This is a genomic window from Neorhizobium vignae (assembly GCF_000732195.1).
Classification (GTDB): domain Bacteria; phylum Pseudomonadota; class Alphaproteobacteria; order Rhizobiales; family Rhizobiaceae; genus Neorhizobium; species Neorhizobium vignae.
In genome coordinates, this window is record NZ_JNNU01000004.1 from 31883 (window position 1) to 57199 (window position 25317).

Below are 25317 nucleotides of genomic sequence, written 5' to 3' on the forward strand. Positions count from 1 at the left end.
ACACCGATTTGAAAGCTACTTATGATCAAAATCTGTCTATTTGGGATACAAATTTTCAAGTCGTGCTGCCCATACCACAAAACAAAAGGGCGATTGCCGCAGCAATCGCCCTTATTGTTCAGGCACTCGAATGGAAGTCAGGCAGCCTCGCCGAATTCCCGGCGCATGATCTTGGCACCCTCGACCATCGCCTTCATCTTGCCGAAGGCGACCTCACGGGGCAGGTATTTCATGCCGCAATCGGGCGCGACGATAATGTTCTTCGCCTCCACATAGGGCAGCGCCCGGCGGATGCGGTCGGCGACCGTTTCCGGAGTCTCGATATTCATGTCGGAGAGGTCGATGACGCCGAGCATCAGCGTCTTGCCGGAAAGGCCGGTCAGCGTCGAGCAATCGAGGTTCGACTGTGCGGTTTCGAGCGATACCTGATGACAGGAACAGCCCGAAAGTTGGGTCAGGAAGGAATAACCTGACGGCCGCTCGTGGATGATGGCCGCATAACCGAAGCAGATGTGCACGGCGGTCGTACCCTTGACGCCGTCAAGCGCCCGGTTGAGTGCGGCAAGGCCGTATTGCTCGGCCTTCTGCGGGCGGGCCTGCATGTATGGCTCGTCGATCTGCACTACGTCGGCACCGGCGGCGAAGAGATCGCGGATTTCGGCATTCACCGCGTCGGCATAATCGTAGACGGCTTCCTCTTCCGACTTGTAGAAATCGTTCTGGGCCTGCTGCGACATGGTGAAGGGGCCGGGAACGGTGATCTTGATCTTGCGGTCCGTGTGGCTGCGCAGGAATTTCACGTCCTCGGCCTCGACTGCGTGCTTGCGGCGGATCTTGCCGGTAATCCGTGGCACGGGGTTCGGGTGGCCGGAACGATCGAGCGCCGAGCCCGGATTGTCGAGATCGACGCCTTCGAGCGCGGTCGCAAAGCGGTTCGAATAACTTTCGCGGCGGATTTCTCCATCGGTGATGATGTCGAGGCCAGCTTCCTCCTGCGCCTTGATCGCCATGATCGTCGCGTCATTCTGCGCTTCGGCGAGGTATTCCTGAGGGATGCGCCAGAGTTCCCTGGCACGGACGCGCGGCGGGAAACGGCCCGCAAGCTTGGCGCGGTCGATCAGCCATTCCGGCTGTGGATAACTGCCGACAAGGGTCGTTGGAAAAAGCACTGTCTCATCCTCCCATGTGTCAGTGTTGAAAGACGTTATACCTCGACAGACGGCGGTCGTGTCAATGACGGCGGGGCGTTAGTTCCTTGACGAACGAGAAGTCGCGACCGAATATCGCCCGCCGTCTGCGAAGGCGTCATTCAAGAATCCCAAGGAGAATTCATGCCGCTGGACCCCAAGATCATCGAGACGCTGAAAGGCGTCTCCACCGCCACGCTGACCACGGTGCTTTTGAAGAAGGGCCTGCGCAATGTCTGGATGCGCGGCACCAAGCCGCTGAAGCCGGGCCAGGGCCGCATCGTCGGACCGGCCTTCACACTGCGTTTCGTGCCCGCCCGCGAGGATCTCGCGACGCCGGAAAGCTGGGCCTCGCCGATCTCCACCCGCGCGGCGATCGAGGCGATGCCGGAAGGCTGCGTCGCGGTCGCGGGTGCGCTCGGCGTCACCGATGCCGGCATTTTTGGCGATATTCTGTGCTACCGCATGGCCAAGCGCGGCGTGGCAGGGCTTGTGACCGATGGTGTGATGCGTGACGCTGAAGGCGTGCTCGGCAGCGGCATGAAGGTCTGGTGCGACGGCATCGCTGCCCCGCCTTCGGTCGCCGGCCTCACCTTCGTCGGCTGGCAGGAGCCGATCTCCTGCGGCGGCGTTGCCGTTTTCCCGGATGATATCGTCGTGGTGGACGAGGACGGCGCAGTGCTGATCCCGGCCAAGCTGCTCGATGCGGTCCTCGCCGAGGCGCCGGAACAGGAACGCATGGAAGGCTGGATCATGACCGAAGTGGACCGCGGCGTGCCGCTTCCGGGCCTCTATCCGATGAATGCAGAAACGAAAGCCCGCTACCAGGCTTGGAAGGACGCCCAGTAATGACCTTCGGAATCGAATCCAAAGGCGTCTACGCCATCGCCACCACGCCGTTCTTCGAAGACGGATCGATCGATTTCAACTCCATCGATCGGTTGACGGATTTCTACGAGGAGAGCGGCTGCACCGGCATCACCATTCTCGGGATCATGGGCGAGGCGCCCAAGATGGAGCCGGACGAAAGCCGCGCCATCATCAAGCGCGTCGTCTCGCGGGCGAAGGTGCCGATCATCGTCGGCGTCTCGGCGCCCGGCTTTGCAGGCATGCGCTCGCTCGCCCGCGACGCGATGGACATGGGGGCCGCGGGCGTGATGATCGCCCCGACGCCGGCGCTGCGCACCGACGACCAGATCGTCAACTATTTCGCCGGCGCCGTCGAAGCGGTCGGCGAAGATGTGCCTTGGGTGCTGCAGGATTATCCGCTGACGCTGACCGTCGTCATGTCGCCGGGCGTGATCGCCAGGATCATCACCAACCACCCGTCCTGCCTGATGCTGAAGCACGAGGACTGGCCGGGGCTGGAAAAGGTCTCGAAGCTGCGCGCCATGCAGAAGGCCGGCGAACTGCGTCCGTTCTCGATCCTCTGTGGCAATGGTGGCATGTTCCTCGATTTCGAACCGGAACGCGGCGCGGACGGCGCGATGACCGGCTACGGTTTCCCCGACATGCTGACGGAACTGGTCAACCTCTTCGCTGCCGGCAGGCGCGACGAGGCGCATGACCTGTTCGATGCGCATCTGCCGCTGATCCGCTACGAACAGCAGGCCGGCATCGGTCTTGCGATCCGCAAGCACGTGCTGAGACGGCGCGGCATCATTATATCGGATGCGCAGCGCAAGCCGGCGCAGATGCTCTCCGCGGCCGCTAAGGCCGAAGTTGACTATCTGCTCACTCGTCTCGCCAAGCACGACAAGCGCGCGGCGTTTTGAGGCGGCAAGCTCCTGGCCTCATCGCGAGGCCAGGCGCGCCACCCTTCCCGCGATCGCCAAGGAGGCGGTGAGGCCAGGGCTTTCAATACCGTAGAGCGCGGCATAGGCCGGGTGCCCGGTCGCTTCAGGCCCCTGAATGACAAAGTCGCCGGCCCCTCCCCCGTTCGGACCGGCCACTTTCGGTCGCATGCCCGAATAGGCAGGCTGCAGTGCGCCGTCCGGCAGATTTGGCCAGTAGCGACGGATCGCTCCATAGAATTTTTCAGCGCGGTGGGGATCGACGTCGTAATCGATTGTCTCGACCCATTCGACATCCGGGCCGAACCGTGCCTGGCCGGCGAGATCGAGGGTCAGGTGGACTCCGAGCCCGCCGGTCTCCGGGACCGGGTAGATCAGCCGTTCCGCCGGCGCGCGGCCGGTCAATGAGAAGTAACAGCCTTTTGCGTAGTGGCGCTCGGGAATCGTTTTGCAGTCGAGGCCGAGCATGCCCTCGGAGATCGTCCAGGCACTCAGCCCGGCTGCATTTACCACCAGTTTCGCCTCGATCTCCACGGGATCGCGACCACCGATCGAAAGCCGCACGGCATCGGCCAGAAGCTCGCCACCAAGGACGGGCGAATTCAGCACGACGCTGCCGCCATGGGCTTCGATGTCGGCAATATAGGCTTCCATCAGCCGATGGCTGTCGATGATGCCGGTCGAAGGGGAGACGAGCGCGGCAAAACCGGCGATGTGCGGCTCGAGGCAGGCAAGTTCGGCGCTGTCGATCAGCCGGCAATCGTCGACACCGTTGGCTTCCGCCTGTTTCAGCAGTTTTTCGAGATAGGCGACTTCGGCCTCGTTCGACGCGACGACCAGCTTTCCGCATCGCTTGTGCGGGATGTGGCGGTCTCGGCAGTAGTCGTAGAGCTTCTGTCTGCCGGCGACGCAGAGTTCGGCCTTCAGGCTGCCGGTCGGGTAGTAGAGCCCGGCATGGATGACCTCGCTGTTGCGGGAAGAGGTAATGCAGCCAGTCATCGGCTCGGCTTCGAGAACCACGACGTCGCGGCCAGCCATCGCCAGTTCGCGGCCGACTGCAAGCCCTACCACGCCGCCGCCGATGACGACGCAGTCGAGCGCCAGCACCTCACTCATGACATTCTCCGCACTTTGGCCTTCCGGATGACAGGCGGGATGATATACGAGAAATCCATCGCGGCCAGCGCTTCAGCCGCCGTGAGTTCGATTGGGAGGAGTTTCGAATCATGCAGGAATTTTCGCGATGAAGGTCGTGTTTCTGGACCGCGACACGATCGGCCCCTCGGTGACGATCACCCGGCCCGCCTTTGCGCATGAATGGGCGGAATACGGTAAGACGGCGCCCGAGGACGTGGCTTCCCGCATCGCCGACGCGGATATCGTCATCACCAACAAGGCGCCGGTGCGCGAACAGTCAATCGCCGGTGCGCCGAAATTAAAGATGATCGCGGTCGCCGCAACCGGTTACGACGTGATCGATCTTGCCTTTGCCAAGGAGCGTGGCATCACCGTCTCCAACGTGCGCGGGTATGCGGTCAATACCGTCCCGGAGCATACGTTCGGCCTGATCTTTGCCCTCCGCCGCTCGATCGTCGGCTTCCGCCAGGACGTGATCGCCGGCGAATGGCAGCGCGCCAACCAGTTCTGCTTCTTCAACCACCCGATCAAGGATCTGGCCGGTTCGACACTCGGAATTTTCGGGCGCGGCACGCTCGGCAAGTCGGTGGCGAAGATCGCCGAAGCTTTTGGCATGAAGGTGATCTTCGCGGCCCGGAAAGATGCGGACGAGGTCGAGCCCGGCTACACCGCCTTCGACGAGGTGCTGGAAACGTCGGACATCATCACCTTCCACATGCCGCTGACGCCCGCGACCCGCAACCTCATCGGCTTGCCCGAGTTCCGAAAGATGAAGCGGCATCCGCTGATCATCAACACCGCCCGCGGCGGGCTGGTGAACGAGGCGGATCTGGTGACAGCGCTCGACGAAGGCCTGATCGGCGGCGCCGGTTTCGACGTGCTGACCAAGGAACCGCCGGCACCGGACAATCCGCTGCTGACCATCCTGGAACGGCCGAACTTCATCCTCACCCCGCATGTCGCCTGGGCGAGCGACGAGGCGATGCAGACGCTCTGGGCACAGGTGATCAGCCATGTCGAGAATTTTGAAAAGGGTTCGCCGTCCAACGTACTGTGAGGCGACAAGGTCGGGAGAGAGGTCATGACATCCGCCATTTCCTATCGCCGCCTGTCGGAATGCAGCCTGGAAGATGCGGCTGAGGGCTTCACCGCCGGTTTTTCCGGCTATGTGGTGCCGATGAACGTGACGGTCCCGTCGCTGCAGTTGCGCATCGAACGCGATCATGTCGATCCCGACGAGAGCTTCGTCTATTTCGACGGCGAAAAACCGGCGGGCATTCTGCTGATCGGCCGGCGGGGTGATCTTTCGCGGGTCGGCGCGATCGGCATCGGGCCGACGATTCGCGGCCGCGGTTTCGGGCGCAGCGTGATGCTGGATGCCATCGAGGCGGCGAAGGCGCGCGGCGACCGGAAACTCATCCTCGAAGTGATCAACACCAATGAGCGGGCGCGCGATCTCTATCTGTCGCTCGGATTTGTCATCACGCGAAAACTGGTCGGCTTCGGGCGCAGCCGCAAGCTTGCCGCGCCGGATGTGGCGCCGGGCGAGGAATGCAATCTCGGGAAGGCTGCCGGAATGCTCGCAAGGTTCGCCGATACCGATCTCACATGGCAAACGGATCCCCGGAGTTTCGAGACGGCCGGACCACCGCTCAAGGGGTTCACGTTTGACGGCAAAGCCATTGCACTCCTGGATGATACGGGCAGGCATGTCCGGCTTTACGGCCTCGCCGTCGACCCCGCCCATCGCCGCCAGGGGGTTGGCCGATCGCTGATCGATGCGCTCGCCGCCCGTTATCCAGGCCGCAGGCTGTTCATCATCGAGAACGTGCCGGAAGGCCTGATCGACCGCTTCATGCGGCGGATCGGCTGGCGGAAAAGCACTCTCACCCAGTCGGAGATGGCGATCGATCTGGCCTAGTCGCCGAGTTCGATCCAGGCCGGTGCATGGTCGCTGGCATGCTCGCGGCCGCGGACATGTCGATCGACGCCGGCTGCCTGCAACCGGTTCGCGACCGAAGGGCTGAGCAACAGGTGGTCGAGCCGCAGGCCGGCGTCTCGGTCCCAGGCATTCCGGAAATAATCCCAGAACGTATAGATGCGTTCGCCCGGGTGCAGCTTGCGGATCGCGTCGGTCCAGCCTTGTTCCTGCAGCCGGGAAAAGGCCTCTCGTACCTCCGGCCGGAACAGCGCGTCATCCCGCCATCGTTCCGGTTTGTAGACATCGAGATCGGTCGGCATGATATTGTAGTCGCCGGCAAGGACGATGGGGGCGCCAGTGTCCAGCAGCGCCTGGGCATGCGCCAGGAACCGCTCGTACCAGGCAAGCTTGTAGGAGAATTTCGGACCGGGAGCGGGATTGCCGTTCGGGGCGTAGAGGCATGCGACCAGCACGCCTTGCACCGCCGCCTCGATATACCGGCTGTGAAGGTCCTCCGGATCGCCCGGCAGGCCACGGCGCGTTTCGATCGGATCGGCATCACGGGCAAGGATGGCGACGCCGTTCCAGCTCTTCTGGCCGTGCCAGACCGCGCCGTAGCCGGCCTTTTCGATTGCGTGTAGCGGGAATCTCTCCTGCGGCGCCTTCAGCTCCTGCAGGCAGACGACATCCGGCCGTGCCTCCTCGAGCCATTCGAGGAGCAGATCGAGGCGACCGTTGACGCCGTTCACATTGAAGGTCGCGATCTTCATGGAAGCATCAACGTCGATGCCGGAATTTGGATGCAGTTAAGCTTATCAACAAAAGCGTTTTAGAAATTAGCAAAACATTCAGGGATAGCCCGGAAGATGCCTTTCAACCGACCGCGCCTCATCCGCGCGGCAAATCTGTTTGCGGAGAGGGCCGGCGATGGCGGGAGCATTCGAAAATAGCGTGCGTGAATTCATTGCGGAGAACTTCCTGTTCCGCGCCGACGCAGAGGTTTCGAACAACCAGTCGCTGCTCGAAAGCGGCGTGATCGATTCCACCGGCGTGCTCGAACTGATCGCCTTCCTGGAGCAGACGTACGGCATCACCGTTGCCGACGAGGAGATCGTTCCGGAAAACCTCGACAGCATCGACAACATGACGAGCTACCTGTCGACCAAGCTGGCAGCGGCCTGAGGCTGCGCCGATGCGCATGGAGGCCCGGCTCCGCGACAGCGCCAGACGCTTCGGCGACAAGTGCGCGCTCATCGCGGGCGGCGTCCGGCTGACCTATGCGGAACTCGACACCTTATCCGATCGGCTCGCCGCAAGCCTTGCCCGCGGCGGCATCAAGCCCGGTGACCGGGTGCTGATGGTGCTGGACAACGGCCATGAGGCGGTGGTCAGCTTCTTTGGTCTCTGGAAGGCGGGCGCTGTGCCTTGCCCGCTTTATCCGTCGATCAAGGCGGAAAAGCTCTCTCTTATTCTAAACAGCACCGAGGCTTCCGTGGTGATCACCCACGACCGCCAGCGGGTAACTGTGGATGCGGCCATCGCCATGACGAAGAGGCAGCCGCTGACGATCGTCGTCCAGGCGGATGCCGGCGACGATCCCGGTTACAGGTTGCGGTTCGAAGATCTGATCCGCGGTGAGGTTTCTGTTCCGCTCAGGGAACTCGAAAACACCGAAGCGCTGGCGCTGCTGCTCCACACTTCCGGCTCCACCGGCCAGCCGAAGGGCGTGATGCTGACCCACGCCAATGTCGGCGCCGCCTGCGAAGCGATCGTCGCCTATCTCGGCAACACGGCCGATGACGTCGTGCTCAGCGTCCTGCCGCTGTCCTTCGGCTACGGCATCACCCAGGTGGTGACGATGGTGATGGCCGGCGGCACGCTGGTACTCGAGAAGAGCTTCGCCTTTCCGCGAAAGATCCTCGAACGCCTGGCGGAAGTGAAGGCAACCGGGTTTCCGCTGGTGCCGCCGATGGCCGCTCTGATTACCGGCATGAAGGATCTGGAGCCTGGCTTCCTGCCGCATCTGCGCACTATTACCAGCGCCGCAGCGGCGATGCCGCCCGCTCTTTCCGAGCGGTTGCAGCAGCTTTTTCCCGACACCCGGCTTTTTCTGATGTACGGCCAGACCGAATGCCTGCGTGCCACCTATCTGCCGCCTGAAGAGGTTTCCCGCCGGCCGCTTTCCGTCGGCCGCGCCATTCCCGGCACCAGCGCCTTCGTGATCGACGAGGACGGACGCCCGGCTCCTCCGGGCACCATCGGTGAACTTGTCGTCGAGGGCCCGCATGTGATGTCCGGCTACTGGGACAACGGCCTGACCTCGGTACGCGCGCTTTCGCCGGTTGCGAGCGGCAGTCGGCTGCACACCGGGGATCTCTTCCAGGCAGATGCGGACGGCTTTCTCTATTTCGTCAGCCGGCGCGACGACATCATCAAGACGCGCGGCGAAAAGGTCAGCCCGCAGGAGGTCGAGCGCGCGCTCTATGCGATGCCGGGCATCAAGGAGGCGGCGGTTGGCGGCATCGACGACCCGATCTTCGGCCAGGTCGTCCGCGCCTATGTGGTGGTTGAGGACGGCGTAACGCTTGCCGAACGACAAATCATCCGCCACTGCGCCCAGTTGCTCGAAGACTACATGGTACCGAAAAGCGTCGAATTCCGCGACGCGCTGCCGCGCACCACGACCGGCAAAATCCGGCTCGGCGCGGATGAAACTCACACTGTCACACAGGGGAATGTCGCATGAACCAGAGCCTGAAGCGCATTCAGAAGACGGAGAAATTCTCGGCCGACACGCTGAAGCTCGATGCGGAGGCCGAGATCGAGCGCATCTGCGGCTGGCTGCGCGAGACGGTGCTGAAGGACCTGCGCAAGCGCGGCGCGGTGCTGGGCTTGTCCGGCGGCATCGATTCCAGCGTGACCGCGGCTCTCTGCGCCCGCGCGCTCGGTCCGGGCAAGGTGACAGGCATCTTCATGCCGGAACATGATTCCGATCCGGACAGCCTGAAGCTCGGCCGGGCGCTGGCGGATGCGGTCGGCGTCGAGACCGTTCTCGAAGACATCGGGCCGGCGCTTGCCGCGGCCGGCTGCTATACCCGCCGCGACGGCTTCATCCGCCAGATCGTTCCTGAATTCGGCGGAGGCTGGGGCTGCAAGGTGGTGCTGGAAAATGCGCTGACCGGCCGTGGTTACAACATTTCCTGGCTGGTGGTCGCCAATCCGGCCGGCGAGCAGAGCCGCCATCGTATGCCGCTTGAGGTCTATCTCGGCATGATCGCGGCCGCCAACATGAAACAGCGCACCCGCAAGCAGATCGAATATTACCACGCCGACCGGCTGAACTTTGCCGTCGCCGGCACGCCGAACCGGCTCGAATACGACCAGGGCTTCTTCGTCAAGAACGGCGATGGCGCCGCGGACTTCAAGCCGATCGCGCATCTCTACAAGAGCCAGGTCTACCAGCTCGCGGAAGCGCTCGGCGTGCCCGCCGATATCCGCCGGCGCCCCCCGACGACGGACACATGGTCGCTGCCGCAGGGCCAGGACGAATACTATTTCTCCCTCCCCTATGACCGGATGGATCTCTGCCTCTACGGTCTCGACAACGGGATAACGCGGGAGGAGGTCGGCGACGCCGCCGGGCTGACGCCGGACGAGGTGGACGCCGTCTGGCGCAATATCGCTTCGAAGCGCAAGGTGGCGGAATATCTGCATGCCGAACCGGTGACGATGCTCGGCTGAGAGGCCTCAGTCGAACCGGTCGCCGATCAGGCGCGTCCAGCTTTCTCCGGCAAGGCCGCTGATCAGCGCCTGGCCGGACCTGATCGGCTCCAGCAGGCTCTTGTCGCTCGCCTGCGCAACAAAGAACGAGCGGCCGTAAAATATCGTCTTGCGGTTCATCAGCGTCGGGATCAGCCATGGATGCGCGGCGCCGCGGATGCCTGAACATCCCAATTCGTAAGCGTGGGCAAACATATCGTCGACAAGGTCGGCGGTCGCATTCGGCACCGACAGCGCCTGCAGCAGCCAGCCGATCTCGCCAGGACCGGCGAAATAGACGTAGGCCGCAACCGGTCGCCCGTCGGGAGCAAAGCCGACGCGCCATTCGGGATAACCCAAATTCCGCTTGTTTTCCGCCTGACCTAGAAACCATGACAACGAGCCGTCGTCCCAGCGCGGGCGAAGCGGGTAATTCGAGGCAAGCGCTGTGAGCGCCTTACCGAACTCCTCGCTTGTGACGTCGCGGAACGTGATCTTCGAGGCACTGCGTTCGGCCGGCCGAAGGGGCGTCATACGGACCATAGCCGAGCCACGGTCGGCGATCCGGCCAAAGGGACGCAGGAGGGCCGCGGGACGTAACCGCCTGGCCAGGACCTCGACCGCTGCGGAAGCCGGACGCAGGATGCGCAGCCAGTTCATGCTGTAGCCGGGATCAAGCGAATTGCCGGCCTTCTGCCACATGCCGAGCGCCGTGGAATTGGCGGTCTCTGTCAGCGAGATATCTTGCGGGCCGGCAAGGAAGGACCGCAGCAGGCGTGCGCCGGCAAGTGGATTTTCCTTCGGGTTCTGGACCATCATCGAGCCGGCGAAGGCAGCGCGGAGCGGCCGGCCATCGAGTTCCAGCCGCGACGGAAAGACGCCGATGAAACCGGAAACCCTCCCATCAGCCTTCGCAAAGACCTTGGACCGGATATCCGGCTCAGCCCAGGGATGATCGAAAAAGGCTTCTTCCAGATAGGCGATCAATGAGGGCGACGGCGCATTCGATTTGCGGAACGTCTCCTGGAAAAGCTGCGCTACAGCCCCGATATCATCGCGCTCGAAATCGCGGATCGTGCCCGCTTCCGTCTTTCCGGTCATCACCGTCCCCTTGTCGCGAGGACCTTTGCATGAGGAGAATTAAATAAACGAAAAGAGGCCCCGCAACGCGGAGCCTCCGGTATCTGGGGGCGGAACGGTTACATCCAGTAGGGCGGAACGCCGTAATAATCGTAGATCGTCCGGCCTTTGTCGTTGTACCAGGTATCGTCGTTCAGATCGCGGTAGCGCGGGGCGCCGGTGATCTGGTCCTTGGTCAGGTCGATACGGTAGCCGTCGAGCTCTTCGTCGTAGCGAAGCTTTTCCCAAGGGAGCGGGTAATAGTCGTCGCCGATGCCGAGAAAGCCACCGAAGCTCAGTACCGCATATCCGACGCGGCCGCCGCGCTTTTCGAGAAGCACGCGGGCGATAGAGCCGATATGCTTGCCGTCGGCGCCATAGACCTTGGTCCCTTCAACCTTGTCGCTGGCGATCAGCGACGGAGTGTCCTTAACATAGGGGTCCTGTCCGGCTCGTGGTTCGTGATGCAACATTGTGCGCCTCCTTTGTGATTCCTCATGCATTTTGTTACCCTTGGAAAACGTCCGACCCTTTGGGATGTTCCGCTCTTGGTCCAAATACACCCGGATATCGCTCCCAAGCCCTCATTGACGTTTACGTCAAAGTTAGATAGCTGTTTAAATCTGTGCCGATGGCTTGATGCTGCCGCGGCATGGCATAAGCTGTTGTTCGCGGGAGGGTGGAGGACCTGGCCCGCACGCGCCGGGAAAGCGTGGCACAACAAGAAAAACGATGGAGGAGGTCCAGCATGAACGAAGTCACCGCACGTACCGGTGCCAATCCACCGAAGATCTGGCTCGCCTCCTATCCGCCGACGGTGCCAGCCGAGATCCCACCGCTGCAGCATCAGTCGCTCGGAGACCTCTTCGAGGACAGCTGCGCTCGCTATGCGGACCGCCCCGCCTTTTCGAGCATGGGCAAGTCGCTGACATTCCGTCAGCTCGAAGGGGAAAGCCGCAAGATCGGCGCCTGGCTGCAGGCCCAGGGTCTTGTGAAGGGCGATCGGGTGGCGGTGATGCTGCCGAACATTCTCCAGAACCCGGTGATCGTCTACGGCATCCTTCGCGTCGGCATGGTGGTCGTCAACGTCAACCCGCTCTACACCCCGCGCGAACTGGCCTACCAGCTCAAGGATGCCGGCGCCAAGACGATTTTCGTTCTCGAAAATTTTGCCCATACCGTGCAGCAGGCTTTGCCCCAGACGGAGATTAAGCAGGTCGTGGTCGCCACGATGGGCGACATGCTGGGCCTGAAGGGCCATATCGTCAATCTGGTCGTGCGCAAGGTGAAGAAGCTGGTGCCGGAATGGTCGCTGCCATCGGCAAGGAGCTTCAAGGAGGTGATTGCGGAAGGCGCCAGGCAAACGATGAATCCGGTCGAAGTCTCGCCTCGCGATATCGCCTTCCTGCAATATACCGGCGGCACGACCGGCGTTTCCAAGGGCGCGATCCTCACCCATGCCAACCTGCTCGCCAACAAGGAACAGATGGGCCTGTGGCTGGAAACCGCCTTCCTCAACAAACCGCGCCCGGAGCAGATCCAGTTCGTCTGCGCCCTGCCGCTCTATCATATCTTTGCGCTGACGGTGAATTCGCTGATGGGGGTTGCGACCGGCAGCCACAATATCCTGATCGCCAATCCGCGCGACATTCCCGCCTTCGTCAAGGAACTGCAGAAGTACAAGATCCACGTCTTCCCCGGGCTCAACACGCTGTTCAATGCGCTGATGAACAATCCGGACTTCCAGAAGCTGGATTTCTCCTCGATGATCCTCGTTTTCGGCGGCGGCATGTCGGTGCAGCGACCGGTCGCCGAACGCTGGCTGAAGATGACCCACTGCCAGATTACCGAGGGTTACGGCCTGTCGGAAACCTCGCCGGTCGCCACCGCCAACCGGCTCGACGCCACCGAATTCAGCGGCATGATCGGGCTTCCCATCTCGTCCACGGAAATCTCGATCCGTAACGACGACGGGTCCGAAGTGGAACTCGGCGATGTCGGCGAGATCTGCATTCGTGGCCCGCAGGTGATGGCCGGCTACTGGAACCGACCGGACGAAACCGCCAAGGTGATGACGACAGACGGTTTTTTCCGGACCGGCGACATGGGCTATATGGACCGCCAGGGTTACACGAAGATCGTCGACCGCAAGAAGGACATGATCCTCGTCTCCGGCTTCAACGTCTATCCGAACGAGGTCGAGGAAGTCGTGGCGACCCATCCCGGCGTGCTGGAATGCGCGGCGATCGGCGTGCCTGATGAACATTCCGGCGAGGCCGTGAAGCTCTTCGTGGTCAAGAAGGATCCGAACCTGACGGAAGCGGACCTCAAGGCCCATTGCGTGGCCAGCCTGACCGGCTACAAGCGCCCGCGCTTCATCGAATTCCGCACCGAACTGCCGAAATCCAATGTCGGCAAGATCCTGCGGCGCGAGTTGCGTGGCTAACCTACCGTTGCACCGCTGCGACAGACGATCACCAAGCGTCGGTCGCGGAGGCAAATTTCCTGGGTTAGCGGTGGACGATCCTGCAATCCTTGATTAGCCCTCACAAGGGGCTGGGCAAAGCATGTTGGAGTTCGCTTGGAAAGCCGCACCGGATTTTCGTTTCGTGTGATTGCCGTCTTCACGGTACTGAGCGCCCTTGCAGGCTGTGCAGGGCGTCCCGAAGGCGTGCTCATTCCAACCCAGACGCAGGCGGCCGGAACCTCGAAGATCGATGTGCTGGTGGCGACCACGCGACGCTCGACCGAAACGCCCGGTGTGCTGTTTTCTGGCGAGCGCGGCAAGGAACCTGTCGTCACCGAGATTGCCATCTCCATTCCGCCGGACAAGGCTCGCGAGATCGGGCAAGTGCAGTGGCCATCGAAGCTGCCGGCCAATCCGGCCAAGGAATTTACGACGGTCTCGGTCACGCCCCTGAAGCCGCAGGCCGCGCAGTCGTGGCTCAAGGGCCACCTCGGCAAGAGCCGACGCGTGTTCGTCTTCGTTCACGGCTTCAACAACCGCTACGAGGACGCGGTCTATCGCTTTGCCCAGATCGTCCACGACTCGAACGCGGATGTGGCCCCGGTCCTGTTCACCTGGCCGTCTCGCGGCAGCGTCTTTGCCTACAATTACGACAAGGAAAGCACAAACTATTCCCGCGACGCGCTGGAGGAGATGCTGCGCCGGCTGGCGAAGGAGCCGAATGTCGGGGAAATCACCGTCATGGCCCATTCGATGGGATCGTGGCTGACCGTCGAGGCGCTGCGCCAGATGGCAATTCGCGACGGCCGCGTGGCACCGAAGATCCAGAACGTCATTCTCGCCTCGCCGGACCTCGATGTCGACGTATTCGGCCAGCAGCTTGCCGAGATCGGCGAGAAACGGCCCCATTTCACACTGTTCGTATCCCGCGACGACCGGGCACTCAGTCTGTCCAGACGGATTTCCGGCAATATCGACCGGCTCGGCCAGGTGGATCCGACCGTCGAGCCCTATCGCAGCGAATTCGAAAAGGCCGGTATCGTCGTGCTCGACCTCACCGCGCTGAAGACCGGGGACCGCCTGAACCACGGCAAGTTCGCCGAAAGCCCGGAAGTGGTGAAGCTGATCGGCAACCGGCTGATCGCCGGCCAGACGGTCACCGACTCCGACGTGGGGCTCGGCGACCGGCTCGGCGCCGTGGCCTTGGGTGCTGCCCAGACCGTCGGCGGTGCTGCAAGCGTGGCCGTCAGCACGCCGATTGCGATCTTCGATCCCGCGACGCGACGCACCTACAACGACCAGGTCGACCGGCTCGGCAATGCCGTCGGCAATACGGTGACGACGGCCGTCGGGCAATAAACACGCCATCGCTTTCGACCGTGCTTGATTTGACATGGAAACGGAATAGGTTCCCGATCATCCCATTCCGAGTGCCGAGGAATCAGCCATGCAGGCCATCGTCCAAGACCTTAAGTCCACCGTCGCAAAAGCCAATGCCACGGATATTCGCGCCGCCTTCGCAGCCGATTCCGGCCGCTTCGCGAAGTTCAGCGCCACTTTCGACGACCTGCTGATGGACTATTCCAAGACGGCCGTGAACGACGAGATCATGGTGCTGCTCGAAAAGCTGGCGGAGGCCGGCGGCGTCGCCAGGAAGCGTGAGGAGATGTTCTCGGGCGTCGCGATCAACTTCACCGAAGGCCGCGCCGTTCTGCACACGGCGCTGCGCAACCGTGCCAACACGCCGGTCATGGTCGACGGCAAGGATGTGATGCCGGATGTGAACGGCGTGCTCGCCGCCATGGGCAAGTTCGCGGACGGCATCCGATCCGGCACACTGAAGGGCGCGACCGGCAAGAAGATCACCGATATCGTCAATATCGGCATCGGGGGATCCGACCTCGGCCCGGTCATGGTCACCCTAGCGCTCGCGCCCTTCCATGACGGCCCGCGGGCGCATTTCGTCTCCAATGTCGACGGCGCCCATATCGCCGACACGCTGAAGCTGCTCGATGCGGAAACGACGCTGTTCATCGTCGCCTCCAAGACCTTCACGACCATCGAGACGATGACCAATGCCGCCTCAGCGCGCGCCTTCATCGCCGACAAGCTCGGGGAAGCGGCCGTCGGACACCATTTCTGCGCCGTTTCCACCGCGCTCGACAAGGTCGCGGCCTTCGGCATCGAGAGCGACCGCATCTTTGGCTTCTGGGACTGGGTCGGCGGACGCTATTCGATCTGGTCGGCAATCGGCCTGCCTTTGATGATCGCCGTCGGCCCGGAGAATTTCGGCAAGTTCCTGGATGGCGCGCATGCAATGGACACCCATTTCCGCACCGCGCCGGTGCGCCAGAACCTGCCGATGCTGCTCGGCCTGATCGGCTTCTACCACCGTAACGTTCTCGGTTATCCGTCGCGCGCCATCCTGCCCTATGACCAGCGGCTGCTGCGCTTCCCGGCCTATCTGCAGCAGCTCGACATGGAATCGAACGGCAAGGGCGTGACGATCGACGGCACGCCGGTCGAGGGCAATTCCGGCCCGGTCGTCTGGGGCGAACCCGGCACCAACGGCCAGCACGCCTTCTATCAGCTCATCCACCAGGGCACGACCGTCATCCCGGCCGAGTTCATGATCGCTGCCAACAGTTTCGAGCCGCATCTGCGCCACCAGCACGAGTTGCTGATCGCCAATTGCCTGGCACAGTCGGAAGCGCTGATGAAGGGCCGCACCGTGGCGGAAGCCAAGGCGCAGCTGACCTCTAAGGGAATGGACGACAAACAGGCCGATTTCATCGCGCCGCACCGCGTCTTCACCGGGAACCGTCCGTCGATCACCTTCGTCTACGACAAGCTGACGCCATTCGCCCTCGGCCGGCTGATCGCGCTCTACGAACACCGCGTATTCGTCGAAGGGGTGCTGTTCCGCATCAATTCTTTCGACCAGTGGGGCGTCGAGCTCGGCAAGGAACTGGCGACTGGCCTGCTGCCCGTGGTGGAAGGCAAGGAAAGCGCCGGCAGCCACGACGCCTCGACACAAGGGCTGGTGAAGGCATTGCTCGCCGCCCGGAAATGACGTTTCGGCCCTCCCTCAGGGGGCCGAACTATTTCCCTTTGAAGACCGAGGATAGGACCTCAGAGACCGATCTCATGCGCAAACGGCGGGTTGGCGCCCGCCCGCGACACCGTGACGGCAGCGGCCTTTGCACCGAGTGCGAGAGCCTTGCTCACGGCATCCTCGGTCAAGCCCGCGACCTTTTCCTTGGTCAGCAGGCCTTGCATCTTCAGCGAGGCCAGAATGCCCGCGTCGAACGTATCGCCGGCGCCGACGGTGTCGACCACCGTGACGCGCTCGCTCGGCACGGATACCTTGAAGTTTTTGGTATAGCCGGTGGCGCCATCCGCACCACGGGTGAGGACCACCAGCTTTGCACCCCGATCCAGCCAATGCGCTGCCAGCGTATCGTGGTCGCCCTGCATGCCGAACCAGTCGAGGTCCTCATCGGAGAACTTGATGATGTCGGACATGGCGGCCATCCGGCGGACGCGGTCCATGTGTTTCGGCTTGTCCTTGATGAAGCCGGGGCGGATGTTCGGATCGAAGGAGATCACCCGCTTGCGGTATTCGCGGGCCATCAGCGCCTCGTAGGTTGCGCCACAGGGTTCGGGGATCAGGCTGATCGCGCCGAAATGCATGGCCTCGCAGTCATCGCCGAGCACCGGCAGGTCGGCCTCGGTGATCATCCGGCCGGCGGTGCCTTCGTCGTAGAAGGCATAGGTGGCCTGGCCGTTGACTAGTTTCACGAAGGCGATGGTCGTCGGGCGGGACGAAACGGCCGCAAGGCGGTAGTCCACGCCGCTCTTTGCCAGCGTGTCCCGCAGGACGTCACCCATCAGATCATCAGAAATGCCGGTGAAAAACGCGGTCGGCTGACCAAGCCGGCCAAGCGCGATTGCGGTGTTGAAGATCGCGCCGCCGGCGTATGGCGCAAAGCCTTTTTCACCGAGCGTAGTGTCACGCGGAAGCATATCGATCAGGGCTTCGCCGCAGCACAAAATCATAAAAATCCTCCCGCGCACTTTCTCAGCAGTTTTTCAATCGATTAAGCGAGCTTTTGCCAAAAGGCCAGAGCAAAAAATCAGAGTGCGATTTCGCTAACACCGCCATGGCGTCCCGACCAGGCCAGCGGCGCATCAAGAAAGGCCTCGACTTCCGACAGAGTGTTTTCATCGAAAAGCTTGCCGTCCCTGGCTGCCGCCAGAACGTTACGCCAGGTGGCAATGTGATGAAGCTTCACCTGGCCGTTCGAGAAACGCTCATAGGCTTCCGGGAAGATATCATAGAAGAAGAGCGCGATGCCGTGATCGACAGTAGCGCCGGCTGCCCGGATCGCATCGATGAACTTGAACATGCTGCCGCCGGCAGTCGTCAGGTCCTCGATGACCAGCACGCGCGCGCCTTCCGGCAGATGGCCCTCTATCTGCGCGTTACGCCCATGGCCTTTCGGCGCTTTGCGGACGTAGATCATCGGCAGGCCCAAACGTTCGGCGAGGAAAGCCGCGAAGGGGATACCTGCGGTCTCGCCGCCGGCAACGCAGTCGAACTTCTCGAAACCGGCGTCGCGCATGACGGTCGCGGCCGCGAAATCCATGATCGCCGAGCGGATGCGCGGATAGGAAATCAGCTTGCGGCAGTCGATATAGACCGGGCTCATCAGGCCGGAGGCGAATTTGTAGGGCTTGTCGGCGCTGAAGTGGACCGCTCCGATCTCCCAGAGCATCTTCGCCATCAGTTCGGCCATTACGCCGCGGTCCGGAAATGTGGTTTGAATCATGCGCCCGCTCCTTTTGTCAAAACCACGCGCCGCAATAGCAGCATGCGGCGGAGTATGCCAGACGATGCGAAAAATAAGGAGGGAGTCAGGCGGTGGTACGCGTCTCGTTCAAGTCCACCGGGCGAAGATAGCCTGAGACATGCACGCGGTCGCGACCGGCCCGCTTTGCTTCGTAGAGCGCGTTGTCGGCCAGGCTAAGCACGGTCTCGAAAGGCTGGCCGGTCGGGGCACCGACCGCGACGCCGGCGCTGACCGTGCACTTAAGCACCGCGTCGCCGACGATGATCTCGCGAGCGGCGAAGCGGCGGGAGATGTCGTTGGCGATCCGTTCGGCCCGTCCGGGAAGGGCGTTGACGAGGATCATCACGAACTCCTCGCCGCCGAGCCGAGCCACGGTGTAGCGGGTTTTGGTGCCGCTTCTGAGATCCTCGGCAAACAGCCTCAGCACTTCGTCGCCGGCGGCATGGCCGTGCTGGTCGTTGATGGCCTTGAACCGATCGATATCGAAAACGACGACGGCGGTCGACGGACCGAGAGTGCGATGGCCATACTGCTCGAAGAGGGCGCGGCGGTTGAGAAGCCCCGTCAGCGCATCGGTAATCGCCTCGTGGCGATGGTGGGCCGCCATGCGCCACTGATGCAGCGCCAGCGACAGTGCGCCTATGCCGGTCATGCCGGCGATGCAGACAGCGATATTGAGGTTTTCGGCCCAGTTGTCCGGCGCGTGGCCCAGAACCCATTGCTGTCCGTCGATCAGGACGGCAGCACATAGGGCGAAAGATGCCGCGGTGGCGGTGTAGAGCACCGCTATTCCGATGAGCGGTCCCGGCGCCTCGCGGCGTGCGCGCCAATATTGCCTGGCGGTCTCGAGGAGCAGCCCGGCGGTGGCAAGGTTCATGACGATGAACCCGAGGCCGTCGAGGCCGGCAATCATCAACGGCACGCCGAAAGTCACGGAAGCGGCGGTAATGGCGCCAGCCATTATCCAGGGCCGCGTCCCGCTGCGGAACTGCACGGATGCCGCATAGATCGTGCCGAACCCCGCCATCAGGAACGTATAGGCGATCGAGGCACCCACGACGTCGGCCTCGACAGTATAGGAACTATAGGCGAAAATCCCTGAAACCGTGAGACAGAGCGCGATGACGAGGGTAAGAAGGAAGGAATCCGTGCGGCGTGAATACCATGTGCCGAACAGCGTCACCATCAGGCACGCCGCCGAGACGCCCAGCGCGAGCAGAAGAGAATGGTAGTCGAGCATCATGCCTAGCTTTCTCTTCGGGTACATCCCCGCCGGAAAATCTTGGGCGCCAAGCTAAGCCCGGATTCTATCCAAAAGGTTACCGGATCGATCTGACCAGCATCAATCCGGATATCATTAGCATTTACTTATCAACCACATGCCAGTGCAGCGGGAACATCGGATCGAAGACCGTGATCGGCCCGGCGGCGCTCGCGCGCTTGTCCGGAAACTTCACCGGCTCGTCGCGCTTTTCAAGCGTGATCGTTTCCTCGTTCGGCTTCAGCCCATACCAGGCAGGGCCGTTCAGCGAGGTGAAAGCCTCCAGCCGGTCGAGCGCGTTGTCGTCCTCGAACACATGCGCAAGGCAGCTCATGGTGTTGACGGACGTGTAGATGCCGGCGCAACCGCAGCCGCATTCCTTCAGCGGATCGACATGGGGGGCAGAGTCGGTGCCGAGGAAGAAGCGCGGATCGCCGGATGTCGCCGCCGCGCGTAGCGCGAGGCGATGGTTCTCGCGCTTGGCGACCGGCAGGCAGTAATAATGGGGGCGAATGCCGCCGACCAGGATGGCGTTGCGGTTGATGATCAGGTGGTGGGTGGTGATCGAGCCGGCGAGATTGCCCTTCGACGACTTGATGTAGTCGATGCCGTCGGCGGTCGTCACGTGCTCCATCGTGACTTTAAGTTCCGGCAGGCGCTGGCGCAGCGGATCGAGCACCGTTTCGATGAAGACGGCTTCACGGTCGAAGATGTCGACCTCCGGCGTGGTCACCTCGCCGTGCACGCAGAGCGGCAGGCCGACCTTCGCCATTCGCTCCAGAACCGGCATCGCCTTGTTGAAATCGCGCACGCCGCCATGGGAATTGGTGGTGGCCCCGGCGGGATAAAGTTTCACGGCCGAAATCAGGCCGCTCCTCTTGCCCTCTTCCACATCGTCCGGATCGGTATGCTCCGTCAGGTAGAGCGTCATCAGCGGCTCGAAGCGGTCGCCTGCCGGAAGGGCGGCGAGAATGCGCTCGCGGTAGGCCTTGGCATCCGTCGTTGTCACCACCGGCGGCACGAGGTTGGGCATGATGATGGCGCGTGCGAAATGCCGGCTCGTATCGCCGATCACCGCTTGCAGGACATCGCCGTCGCGAAGGTGCAGGTGCCAGTCGTCAGGGCGGCGGAGAGTGAGCGTTTTCATGGGAGAACTTCCGGACGTGGTCGATCAGTCCGCCATAACATCAATGGTTCGGACAAAACAATCCGATCATGCGAGGAACCTGCAATCCAGCAGGTCAGACGCAGGTTACTTTTCTCACGCGAATGTGCGGGATGCAAAGGCTTCTCACGCACGAAACCTGAAAGGCACACGGAACCGGCGCCTGCTTCCGGCGTTCGTTAAGCAATCTGAATGATCAGTTAAATCGGAGCGCAAGATGAAATCCCGCCTCTCGATAGTCAACAGGGGTTTTGCAATTGCCACAGGTACCGCCGTCGCGTTGTGCGCCCTGACGGTTTCGCCAGGTGCCGAAGAGCGGGCCAGCCTGCAGCTTGCGTCTGCGGTGCAGACGGAATGTGACCGCCTCGCCGGCAGCCCCTACGATCAGCAGCGCAACGGAGAGTTTGCGCCTGTCGGCATTTCGGATATCGACGGCACCGCGGTAGACGCCTGTCGCATGGCCTATGACGCGACCGGCAACCCGCGTTTCGCCTATCAGCTCGGCCGGGCTCTCAACAAGACTCAGCAGGCCGACCAGGCGATGAACGCCTATGATGTCGCAGTCCGGGCAGGATATGCCGCCGCCAAGGTGAATTTCGGCATGCTGATGGGCCGGCTCGGCGACGAACGATCGGAGTTCCAGCTCTATACCGAGGCTGCCAATGGCGGCAACGTGCTGGCCGCCTACAATCTCGGCGTCGCCTATCGGGATGGCCTCGGCACCGAGCCGGACGTCAAGCGGGCGCTTACATGGTTCGAAAAGGCTGCGGCGGAAGGTGACGATACGGCTGCCTTCAATATCGGCGCGATCTATGACGAAGGCCAGCTCGTGGAGCAGGACGACCAGACGGCGATCGCCTGGTACGACCTTGCGGCCCAGCGCGGCAATGCCGATGCGATGATCAATCTCGGGCTGATGTACGAAGCCGGCGAAGGTATCGAAGCGAATAGTCTCAAGGCTGCCGAAATGTACGGCAAAGCTGCCGAAAAGGGCGATGTGTTCGGCGCCTACAAATTTATGCAGATGCAGGAACTGGGCGTTGTCCCGGGTCCGAGCGATCCCGCAACGACCGAAGGCGTCAATTCGCTGGTGCTGAAGCCGGGCGACATGGAACAGTCGGCCGGCAACGGCAAGGAAATCTGACACTCAGATTTCCCCAGCGGATGGTCCCCATACATCGGTCATCGCAAATCCGTCCGACAGCGGGTCGAACGGATCAAGAGCAATCTGATGCAGACCGAAGGTGAAACCGCGGCCGGTGATCGTCGGAATGATCGCCGGCTTTCCGGCGACCTCAGTTTCGGACGCCAGCCCCACCTCAAACTGGGAACCGATGATCGAGCGCGACTTGAAGACGTCCCCCACCCTTACCTTGCCGCGCGCATGGAGCGCTGCCAGATTGGCGGAATTGCCGGTGCCGCAGGGCGAACGGTCCGCCCTCCCCGGCCACATCGTCGTGCAGGTCCGCACCGTGCCGTCCGCTTCCGTGTCCCGGAACATCACGTAAGCGACGCCGGAGATCGCGGGGATTTCCGGGTGTACGACCTCGATCTGCCTGTTGATCAGGTCCTTCAGCACCATGCCGGCCTGGACGAGTGCTGCCGCATTGCCCTTCTCGATGGTCAGACCGATCTGGCCGACATCCACCAGCCCGTAAAAGATTCCGCCATAACAAAGGTCGAGCGTGATCTCGCCCCATGACGGGGTCTGAACCCTGACATCAAGTTGGTGCACGAAAGACGGCACCATGGTGAGCTTCACTTTTTCGCAGCGCCCATCGCGGCATGTGGCGGTCGCGCGCACAAGGCCGGCTGCGGTTTCCAGAACAACCACGGTTTCAGGCTCCTGCATTTCGACAATGCCTGATTCCAGAAGCGCCGTTGTCACGCAGATCGAGTTCGAACCGGAACTCGCATGCGCCTGGTCCGGCTGCAGGATGATGAAGGCGGCGTCCGCATCGGGATGTTTCGCCGGCAGCAGCAGGTTGACCGAGCCGATCGGCGCTCCACGCGGCTCGAGGCAGAGGAAGCGGCGAAGCTCGTTGCCCTTCGGATCGGTGTTCAGCCAATGAAGCTGGGCGGCGACCGTTTCGCCCGGGATCTTCGGCACGCCGCCGATCGCGACCTTGCCGATTTCACCCTCGCAATGAACGTCCAGCAGCTGGATCGTGCGCTTCCATCTCATCTCAGATACTCCGATCAGACGTGACGGGTGATGCCGCCATCGACACGGATGTTCTGGCCGGTGATGTAGCCGGCGCCATCCGACAGGAGGAATGAGGCCGTCTTTGCGATTTCTTCTACCTGGCCGACACGCTTCATCGGTATCTTTTCCGCCGTTCCGGACTTGTGATCGAGGCTGTCGATGAACCCCGGCAGGATGCAGTTCATGCGGATATTGTCGGCCGCATAGCGATCCGAGAAGAGCTTTGTGAAGGCACCTGCTGCTGCGCGGTAGGTGCACGAAACCGGGAAGACGAGCGAGGGCTCGTAGGCGGCGAAGGTGGTGATGTTGACGAAGGCGCCCTTGCCCTGTTTCAGCATGACCGGCGTCACCAGGCGCGCCATGCGCACCAGCGACAGGATCATCATGTCCGAACCGAGTGTCCAGTCCTCGTCGCTGATATCGAGCAGGTCGCCCTTTGGCGGATGGCCGGTATGATTGACCACGGCATCGATGCGGCCGTAGGTCTTCATGGTGAGATCGAAAATCGCCTGGATGTCCTCGGCCTTTTCCGCGACGCCCCGCGAGGCGACGCCGCCGAGTTCGGCCGCCAGCTTCTCGCAGCTTTCCGATGGCGACATCAGCGCGAGCTTGTAACCCTGGGCGTACAACTCGCGGGCGATCGCCTCGCCCATGCCACGTCCACCGCCGGTAATCAGCGCGACCTTTTCCGTCTCAGCCATCGGAATCTCCTTGGGGTCTTTGTCCGCCTGCGAGCAGGCTTCCCGAACAGATATATCAGCCTCGCCGGTTTGCCTACCGTCTTCAGCGAAGCCAGAGATAACCGAGGTCGAGCTGCATTTTGCCGTCGCCGTAATAATAGGGCAGCGAGAGAGATTTGGCAGGCGATGCGGTTAATCCGAGCGTATCGATGGAGGAAAGATCGATCGGCGGCGAGCCCGCCGCGCGCGCGCCATCGGCCCAGATCGCCAGAACCGGCCCCTTCATGTCATCTGGAGCCGGGAAGCCGGCGATCAGCTGCTCGGAATTGATAACCGGCACATCCGGAAACTGCAGCCGCATGTTGCCGGCAAGATGCATGCCGGCCGCAACGATCACTGCCGGCCGGCCTTCCGCTTTCAGCGCTTCCGCGACGGAGGCGAGCGGATAGTTGATTCGGGTATAGGCGCCGGTGAGCCCACCCGTGAAAGTCTTGCCCGCCAGCGGGACCGATGTCACAGCCATGATGACGATGAAAACGGGGACGAGGCGCTTGAGATGGAGCGTGGTATCGATGCCTGCTCGTTCCAGCTTCAGAAGGAGATAGAGTGGCAGAGGCAGGAGATAGGGATCCAGCCAGCGCTCGGTGATCTTGGTGGTGCCCGTGAAAAGGATCACCGATACGACACCCAGCAGGCCCACCGCCATCATCAGCCCCAGCAGGCGCGTCCAGCGGTCGCCGGCGGTCAGCGATCGCCTGAAGTCCTTTTTGAAGGCGATTGCGAAGATGATGAAGGTCAGAGCGCCGAACGCCAGGCAGGCGAGCATCAGCGAGCCTAGTGCGCGTGCTATACGGGCAATGCCATGCGGGGCATTCGCCTCGACCATCTTGCCGATCGTGCCGGATGTCGCGAGATCGAGATTGTCGATAAGCCAAAGCGCATGCGGGAGGACGATTGCCAGGCCGATGATGGCAGTCAGCAGGACCCGCAGGTCGAAAAGCCGGGCACGCCATTCCCTGTCGCAGCATACGGCAATGAGGGCGGAGGCAGGTAGCAGCCCGAAATTGTATTTCGAGATCATGCCGATGCCGGTCGCTACTCCGACGATCACGTATCCCTGCCAATCGGCCCGGACAAGGGTTCGGAAGAGCCCGTAGAGAAACAGCGACGTCGCCATCAGCACCGCCACGGTGTGCGTCAGATCCTGCTGCGGCATGTAGGAAAGCTGCGGCAGGGTAAGCAGGCTCAGCATTGCCATCGCCGCAAAGGCGGGTCGGGCGTCGATCTCACGCGCCGCCATGCCAAAAAATACGTAACACAACAGCAGCATCAGGAATTTCGGCAAGGTCAGCGAAAAAAGCGAGATGCCGATCACGCTGACAAAGGCATTCTGAACCCAGTTGTAGAAAGGCGGCTGCGGCCCGTACCCGGCAAGCCAGTATTGTGAAAACAGCGCCTGCTCCGCCTCGTCCAGCGTCAGCGCGTTGGGCAGTATCAGGCGGACAGCGATGCTCAACAGGAAATAAGCGCCCAGAAAAAGCGCCGCGGGCCGAAGGCCGCCAGCCAGAAACCCTGCCAGCCGACCCGGTTTGTTCAACTTTTCGGAACGCACCGCGCCCACGCTCTCCCGATTCATTTTGGCCTTATGAGAAAGTTATCATGCGAAGCGGATGGCACAGCCTGCGACGCGGATCAATAGAAACCGCGCGCTCGCCGTTTGATAACCTGCGCCGAATTGAACGCGTGCGGATTTCCTCCCAGTGCCCTTG

Annotated in this window: 23 protein-coding genes; 11 read left to right on the plus strand and 12 right to left on the minus strand. The window is 62.2% G+C overall.

Annotated elements, in window-relative coordinates; translation table 11 throughout:
- Positions 1–137: 137 nt before the first annotated feature.
- Positions 138–1169, minus strand: coding sequence for a uroporphyrinogen decarboxylase family protein (locus GQ59_RS07020; protein WP_037079312.1), 1032 nt, complete (start codon positions 1167–1169; stop codon positions 138–140).
- 162 nt (positions 1170–1331) lie between these two features.
- Between GQ59_RS07020 and GQ59_RS07025 the strand changes: the two genes are divergently transcribed.
- On the plus strand, positions 1332–2036 hold the full coding sequence (locus GQ59_RS07025; RefSeq protein WP_037079314.1) for a ribonuclease activity regulator RraA: 705 nt from the start codon (positions 1332–1334) through the stop codon (positions 2034–2036).
- The gene (locus GQ59_RS07030; RefSeq protein WP_037079316.1) at positions 2036–2962 is read left to right on the plus strand and encodes a dihydrodipicolinate synthase family protein; all 927 of its coding nucleotides are present in this window, start codon (positions 2036–2038) and stop codon (positions 2960–2962) included. Before GQ59_RS07025 ends, GQ59_RS07030 begins: the two co-directional genes overlap by 1 nt.
- A gap of 18 nt (positions 2963–2980) precedes the next feature.
- Here the strand turns inward: GQ59_RS07030 and GQ59_RS07035 are convergent, their stop codons facing one another.
- Complete coding sequence (locus tag GQ59_RS07035; protein WP_037079317.1) at positions 2981–4096, minus strand: NAD(P)/FAD-dependent oxidoreductase; 1116 nt, start codon at positions 4094–4096, stop codon at positions 2981–2983.
- Positions 4097–4223: 127 nt separating this feature from the next.
- Between GQ59_RS07035 and GQ59_RS07040 the strand changes: the two genes are divergently transcribed.
- Entirely contained in the window at positions 4224–5174 is a 951-nt protein-coding gene (locus GQ59_RS07040; RefSeq protein ID WP_037079319.1) for a D-2-hydroxyacid dehydrogenase, read from the plus strand.
- A gap of 24 nt (positions 5175–5198) precedes the next feature.
- Complete coding sequence (locus GQ59_RS07045) at positions 5199–6038, plus strand: GNAT family N-acetyltransferase (protein ID WP_037079321.1); 840 nt, start codon at positions 5199–5201, stop codon at positions 6036–6038.
- On the opposite strand, the gene xth is transcribed toward GQ59_RS07045, so the two are convergent.
- Positions 6035–6808, minus strand: coding sequence for an exodeoxyribonuclease III (gene xth, locus GQ59_RS07050; protein ID WP_037079322.1), 774 nt, complete (start codon positions 6806–6808; stop codon positions 6035–6037). The two genes, GQ59_RS07045 and xth, sit on opposite strands and share 4 nt — an antisense overlap.
- 157 nt (positions 6809–6965) lie before the next feature.
- Between xth and GQ59_RS07055 the strand changes: the two genes are divergently transcribed.
- From GQ59_RS07055 to nadE, 3 genes are read left to right on the plus strand one after another with little or no spacing between them, the layout of a single operon-like run.
- On the plus strand, positions 6966–7220 hold the full coding sequence (locus GQ59_RS07055; protein WP_037079323.1) for an acyl carrier protein: 255 nt from the start codon (positions 6966–6968) through the stop codon (positions 7218–7220).
- 10 nt (positions 7221–7230) lie between these two features.
- Positions 7231–8784: a class I adenylate-forming enzyme family protein gene (locus GQ59_RS07060; protein WP_037079324.1), complete on the plus strand. Its 1554-nt coding sequence runs from the start codon at positions 7231–7233 to the stop codon at positions 8782–8784.
- On the plus strand, positions 8781–9779 hold the full coding sequence (gene nadE / locus GQ59_RS07065) for an NAD(+) synthase (RefSeq protein ID WP_051903855.1): 999 nt from the start codon (positions 8781–8783) through the stop codon (positions 9777–9779). The genes GQ59_RS07060 and nadE overlap by 4 nt, the downstream gene beginning before the upstream one ends.
- A gap of 6 nt (positions 9780–9785) precedes the next feature.
- Here nadE and GQ59_RS07070 read toward each other — a convergent pair whose 3' ends face one another.
- A complete protein-coding gene (locus GQ59_RS07070) occupies positions 9786–10898 on the minus strand; it encodes a hypothetical protein (protein WP_051903856.1) in 1113 nt (370 codons plus the stop codon).
- Positions 10899–10996: 98 nt separating this feature from the next.
- Positions 10997–11389 (minus strand): PRC-barrel domain-containing protein, encoded by a 393-nt coding sequence (locus GQ59_RS07075; protein ID WP_037079326.1) that lies wholly within the window; start codon positions 11387–11389, stop codon positions 10997–10999.
- 275 nt (positions 11390–11664) lie between these two features.
- Here GQ59_RS07075 and GQ59_RS07080 point away from each other — a divergent pair, with 275 nt between their 5' ends.
- The 3 genes from GQ59_RS07080 (at position 11665) to pgi (ending at position 16456) form a co-directional block, all read left to right on the plus strand.
- On the plus strand, positions 11665–13362 hold the full coding sequence (locus GQ59_RS07080) for a long-chain fatty acid--CoA ligase (RefSeq protein WP_037079328.1): 1698 nt from the start codon (positions 11665–11667) through the stop codon (positions 13360–13362).
- Positions 13363–13497: 135 nt separating this feature from the next.
- Positions 13498–14742, plus strand: coding sequence for an alpha/beta hydrolase (locus tag GQ59_RS07085; RefSeq protein WP_051903857.1), 1245 nt, complete (start codon positions 13498–13500; stop codon positions 14740–14742).
- A gap of 88 nt (positions 14743–14830) precedes the next feature.
- Positions 14831–16456, plus strand: coding sequence for a glucose-6-phosphate isomerase (gene pgi / locus GQ59_RS07090; RefSeq protein ID WP_037079330.1), 1626 nt, complete (start codon positions 14831–14833; stop codon positions 16454–16456).
- A gap of 59 nt (positions 16457–16515) precedes the next feature.
- Here the strand turns inward: pgi and GQ59_RS07095 are convergent, their stop codons facing one another.
- From GQ59_RS07095 to pyrC, 4 genes are all read right to left on the minus strand, one after another.
- Positions 16516–17442: a carbohydrate kinase family protein gene (locus GQ59_RS07095; protein ID WP_037079332.1), complete on the minus strand. Its 927-nt coding sequence runs from the start codon at positions 17440–17442 to the stop codon at positions 16516–16518.
- Positions 17443–17519: 77 nt separating this feature from the next.
- Positions 17520–18215, minus strand: a complete 696-nt coding sequence (locus GQ59_RS07100; protein WP_037079334.1) for an orotate phosphoribosyltransferase — start codon at positions 18213–18215, stop codon at positions 17520–17522.
- Positions 18216–18300: 85 nt separating this feature from the next.
- Positions 18301–19479: a GGDEF domain-containing protein gene (locus tag GQ59_RS07105; protein WP_037079336.1), complete on the minus strand. Its 1179-nt coding sequence runs from the start codon at positions 19477–19479 to the stop codon at positions 18301–18303.
- Between the two features lie 121 nt (positions 19480–19600).
- On the minus strand, positions 19601–20644 hold the full coding sequence (gene pyrC, locus GQ59_RS07110; protein ID WP_037079338.1) for a dihydroorotase: 1044 nt from the start codon (positions 20642–20644) through the stop codon (positions 19601–19603).
- Positions 20645–20879: 235 nt separating this feature from the next.
- Here pyrC and GQ59_RS30525 point away from each other — a divergent pair, with 235 nt between their 5' ends.
- Positions 20880–21806 (plus strand): tetratricopeptide repeat protein, encoded by a 927-nt coding sequence (locus GQ59_RS30525; protein ID WP_051903858.1) that lies wholly within the window; start codon positions 20880–20882, stop codon positions 21804–21806.
- 3 nt (positions 21807–21809) lie between these two features.
- Here GQ59_RS30525 and GQ59_RS07120 read toward each other — a convergent pair whose 3' ends face one another.
- The 3 genes from GQ59_RS07120 to GQ59_RS07130 form a co-directional block, all read right to left on the minus strand.
- Positions 21810–22847 (minus strand): 4-hydroxyproline epimerase, encoded by a 1038-nt coding sequence (locus GQ59_RS07120; RefSeq protein WP_037079340.1) that lies wholly within the window; start codon positions 22845–22847, stop codon positions 21810–21812.
- A 14-nt stretch (positions 22848–22861) separates the two neighbouring features.
- Complete coding sequence (locus GQ59_RS07125) at positions 22862–23569, minus strand: SDR family oxidoreductase (RefSeq protein WP_037079343.1); 708 nt, start codon at positions 23567–23569, stop codon at positions 22862–22864.
- Between the two features lie 82 nt (positions 23570–23651).
- Positions 23652–25160 (minus strand): ArnT family glycosyltransferase, encoded by a 1509-nt coding sequence (locus GQ59_RS07130; RefSeq protein ID WP_244447931.1) that lies wholly within the window; start codon positions 25158–25160, stop codon positions 23652–23654.
- Between the last annotated feature and the right edge of the window lie 157 nt (positions 25161–25317).

What these genes read in the sequence shown, in the direction of transcription:
- GQ59_RS07025 (WP_037079314.1), top strand. Translation starts at nt 1,332, where the DNA reads ATGCCGCTGGACCCCAAGATCATCGAGACGCTGAAAGGCGTCTCCACC.
- GQ59_RS07030 (WP_037079316.1), top strand. Translation starts at nt 2,036, where the DNA reads ATGACCTTCGGAATCGAATCCAAAGGCGTCTACGCCATCGCCACCACG.
- GQ59_RS07035 (WP_037079317.1), bottom strand. Translation starts at nt 4,096, where the DNA reads ATGAGTGAGGTGCTGGCGCTCGACTGCGTCGTCATCGGCGGCGGCGTG.
- GQ59_RS07040 (WP_037079319.1), top strand. Translation starts at nt 4,224, where the DNA reads ATGAAGGTCGTGTTTCTGGACCGCGACACGATCGGCCCCTCGGTGACG.
- GQ59_RS07045 (WP_037079321.1), top strand. Translation starts at nt 5,199, where the DNA reads ATGACATCCGCCATTTCCTATCGCCGCCTGTCGGAATGCAGCCTGGAA.
- xth (WP_037079322.1), bottom strand. Translation starts at nt 6,808, where the DNA reads ATGAAGATCGCGACCTTCAATGTGAACGGCGTCAACGGTCGCCTCGAT.
- GQ59_RS07055 (WP_037079323.1), top strand. Translation starts at nt 6,966, where the DNA reads ATGGCGGGAGCATTCGAAAATAGCGTGCGTGAATTCATTGCGGAGAAC.
- GQ59_RS07060 (WP_037079324.1), top strand. Translation starts at nt 7,231, where the DNA reads ATGCGCATGGAGGCCCGGCTCCGCGACAGCGCCAGACGCTTCGGCGAC.
- nadE (WP_051903855.1), top strand. Translation starts at nt 8,781, where the DNA reads ATGAACCAGAGCCTGAAGCGCATTCAGAAGACGGAGAAATTCTCGGCC.
- GQ59_RS07070 (WP_051903856.1), bottom strand. Translation starts at nt 10,898, where the DNA reads ATGACCGGAAAGACGGAAGCGGGCACGATCCGCGATTTCGAGCGCGAT.
- GQ59_RS07075 (WP_037079326.1), bottom strand. Translation starts at nt 11,389, where the DNA reads ATGTTGCATCACGAACCACGAGCCGGACAGGACCCCTATGTTAAGGAC.
- GQ59_RS07080 (WP_037079328.1), top strand. Translation starts at nt 11,665, where the DNA reads ATGAACGAAGTCACCGCACGTACCGGTGCCAATCCACCGAAGATCTGG.
- pgi (WP_037079330.1), top strand. Translation starts at nt 14,831, where the DNA reads ATGCAGGCCATCGTCCAAGACCTTAAGTCCACCGTCGCAAAAGCCAAT.
- GQ59_RS07095 (WP_037079332.1), bottom strand. Translation starts at nt 17,442, where the DNA reads ATGATTTTGTGCTGCGGCGAAGCCCTGATCGATATGCTTCCGCGTGAC.
- GQ59_RS07100 (WP_037079334.1), bottom strand. Translation starts at nt 18,215, where the DNA reads ATGATTCAAACCACATTTCCGGACCGCGGCGTAATGGCCGAACTGATG.
- GQ59_RS07105 (WP_037079336.1), bottom strand. Translation starts at nt 19,479, where the DNA reads ATGATGCTCGACTACCATTCTCTTCTGCTCGCGCTGGGCGTCTCGGCG.
- pyrC (WP_037079338.1), bottom strand. Translation starts at nt 20,644, where the DNA reads ATGAAAACGCTCACTCTCCGCCGCCCTGACGACTGGCACCTGCACCTT.
- GQ59_RS30525 (WP_051903858.1), top strand. Translation starts at nt 20,880, where the DNA reads ATGAAATCCCGCCTCTCGATAGTCAACAGGGGTTTTGCAATTGCCACA.
- GQ59_RS07120 (WP_037079340.1), bottom strand. Translation starts at nt 22,847, where the DNA reads ATGAGATGGAAGCGCACGATCCAGCTGCTGGACGTTCATTGCGAGGGT.
- GQ59_RS07125 (WP_037079343.1), bottom strand. Translation starts at nt 23,569, where the DNA reads ATGGCTGAGACGGAAAAGGTCGCGCTGATTACCGGCGGTGGACGTGGC.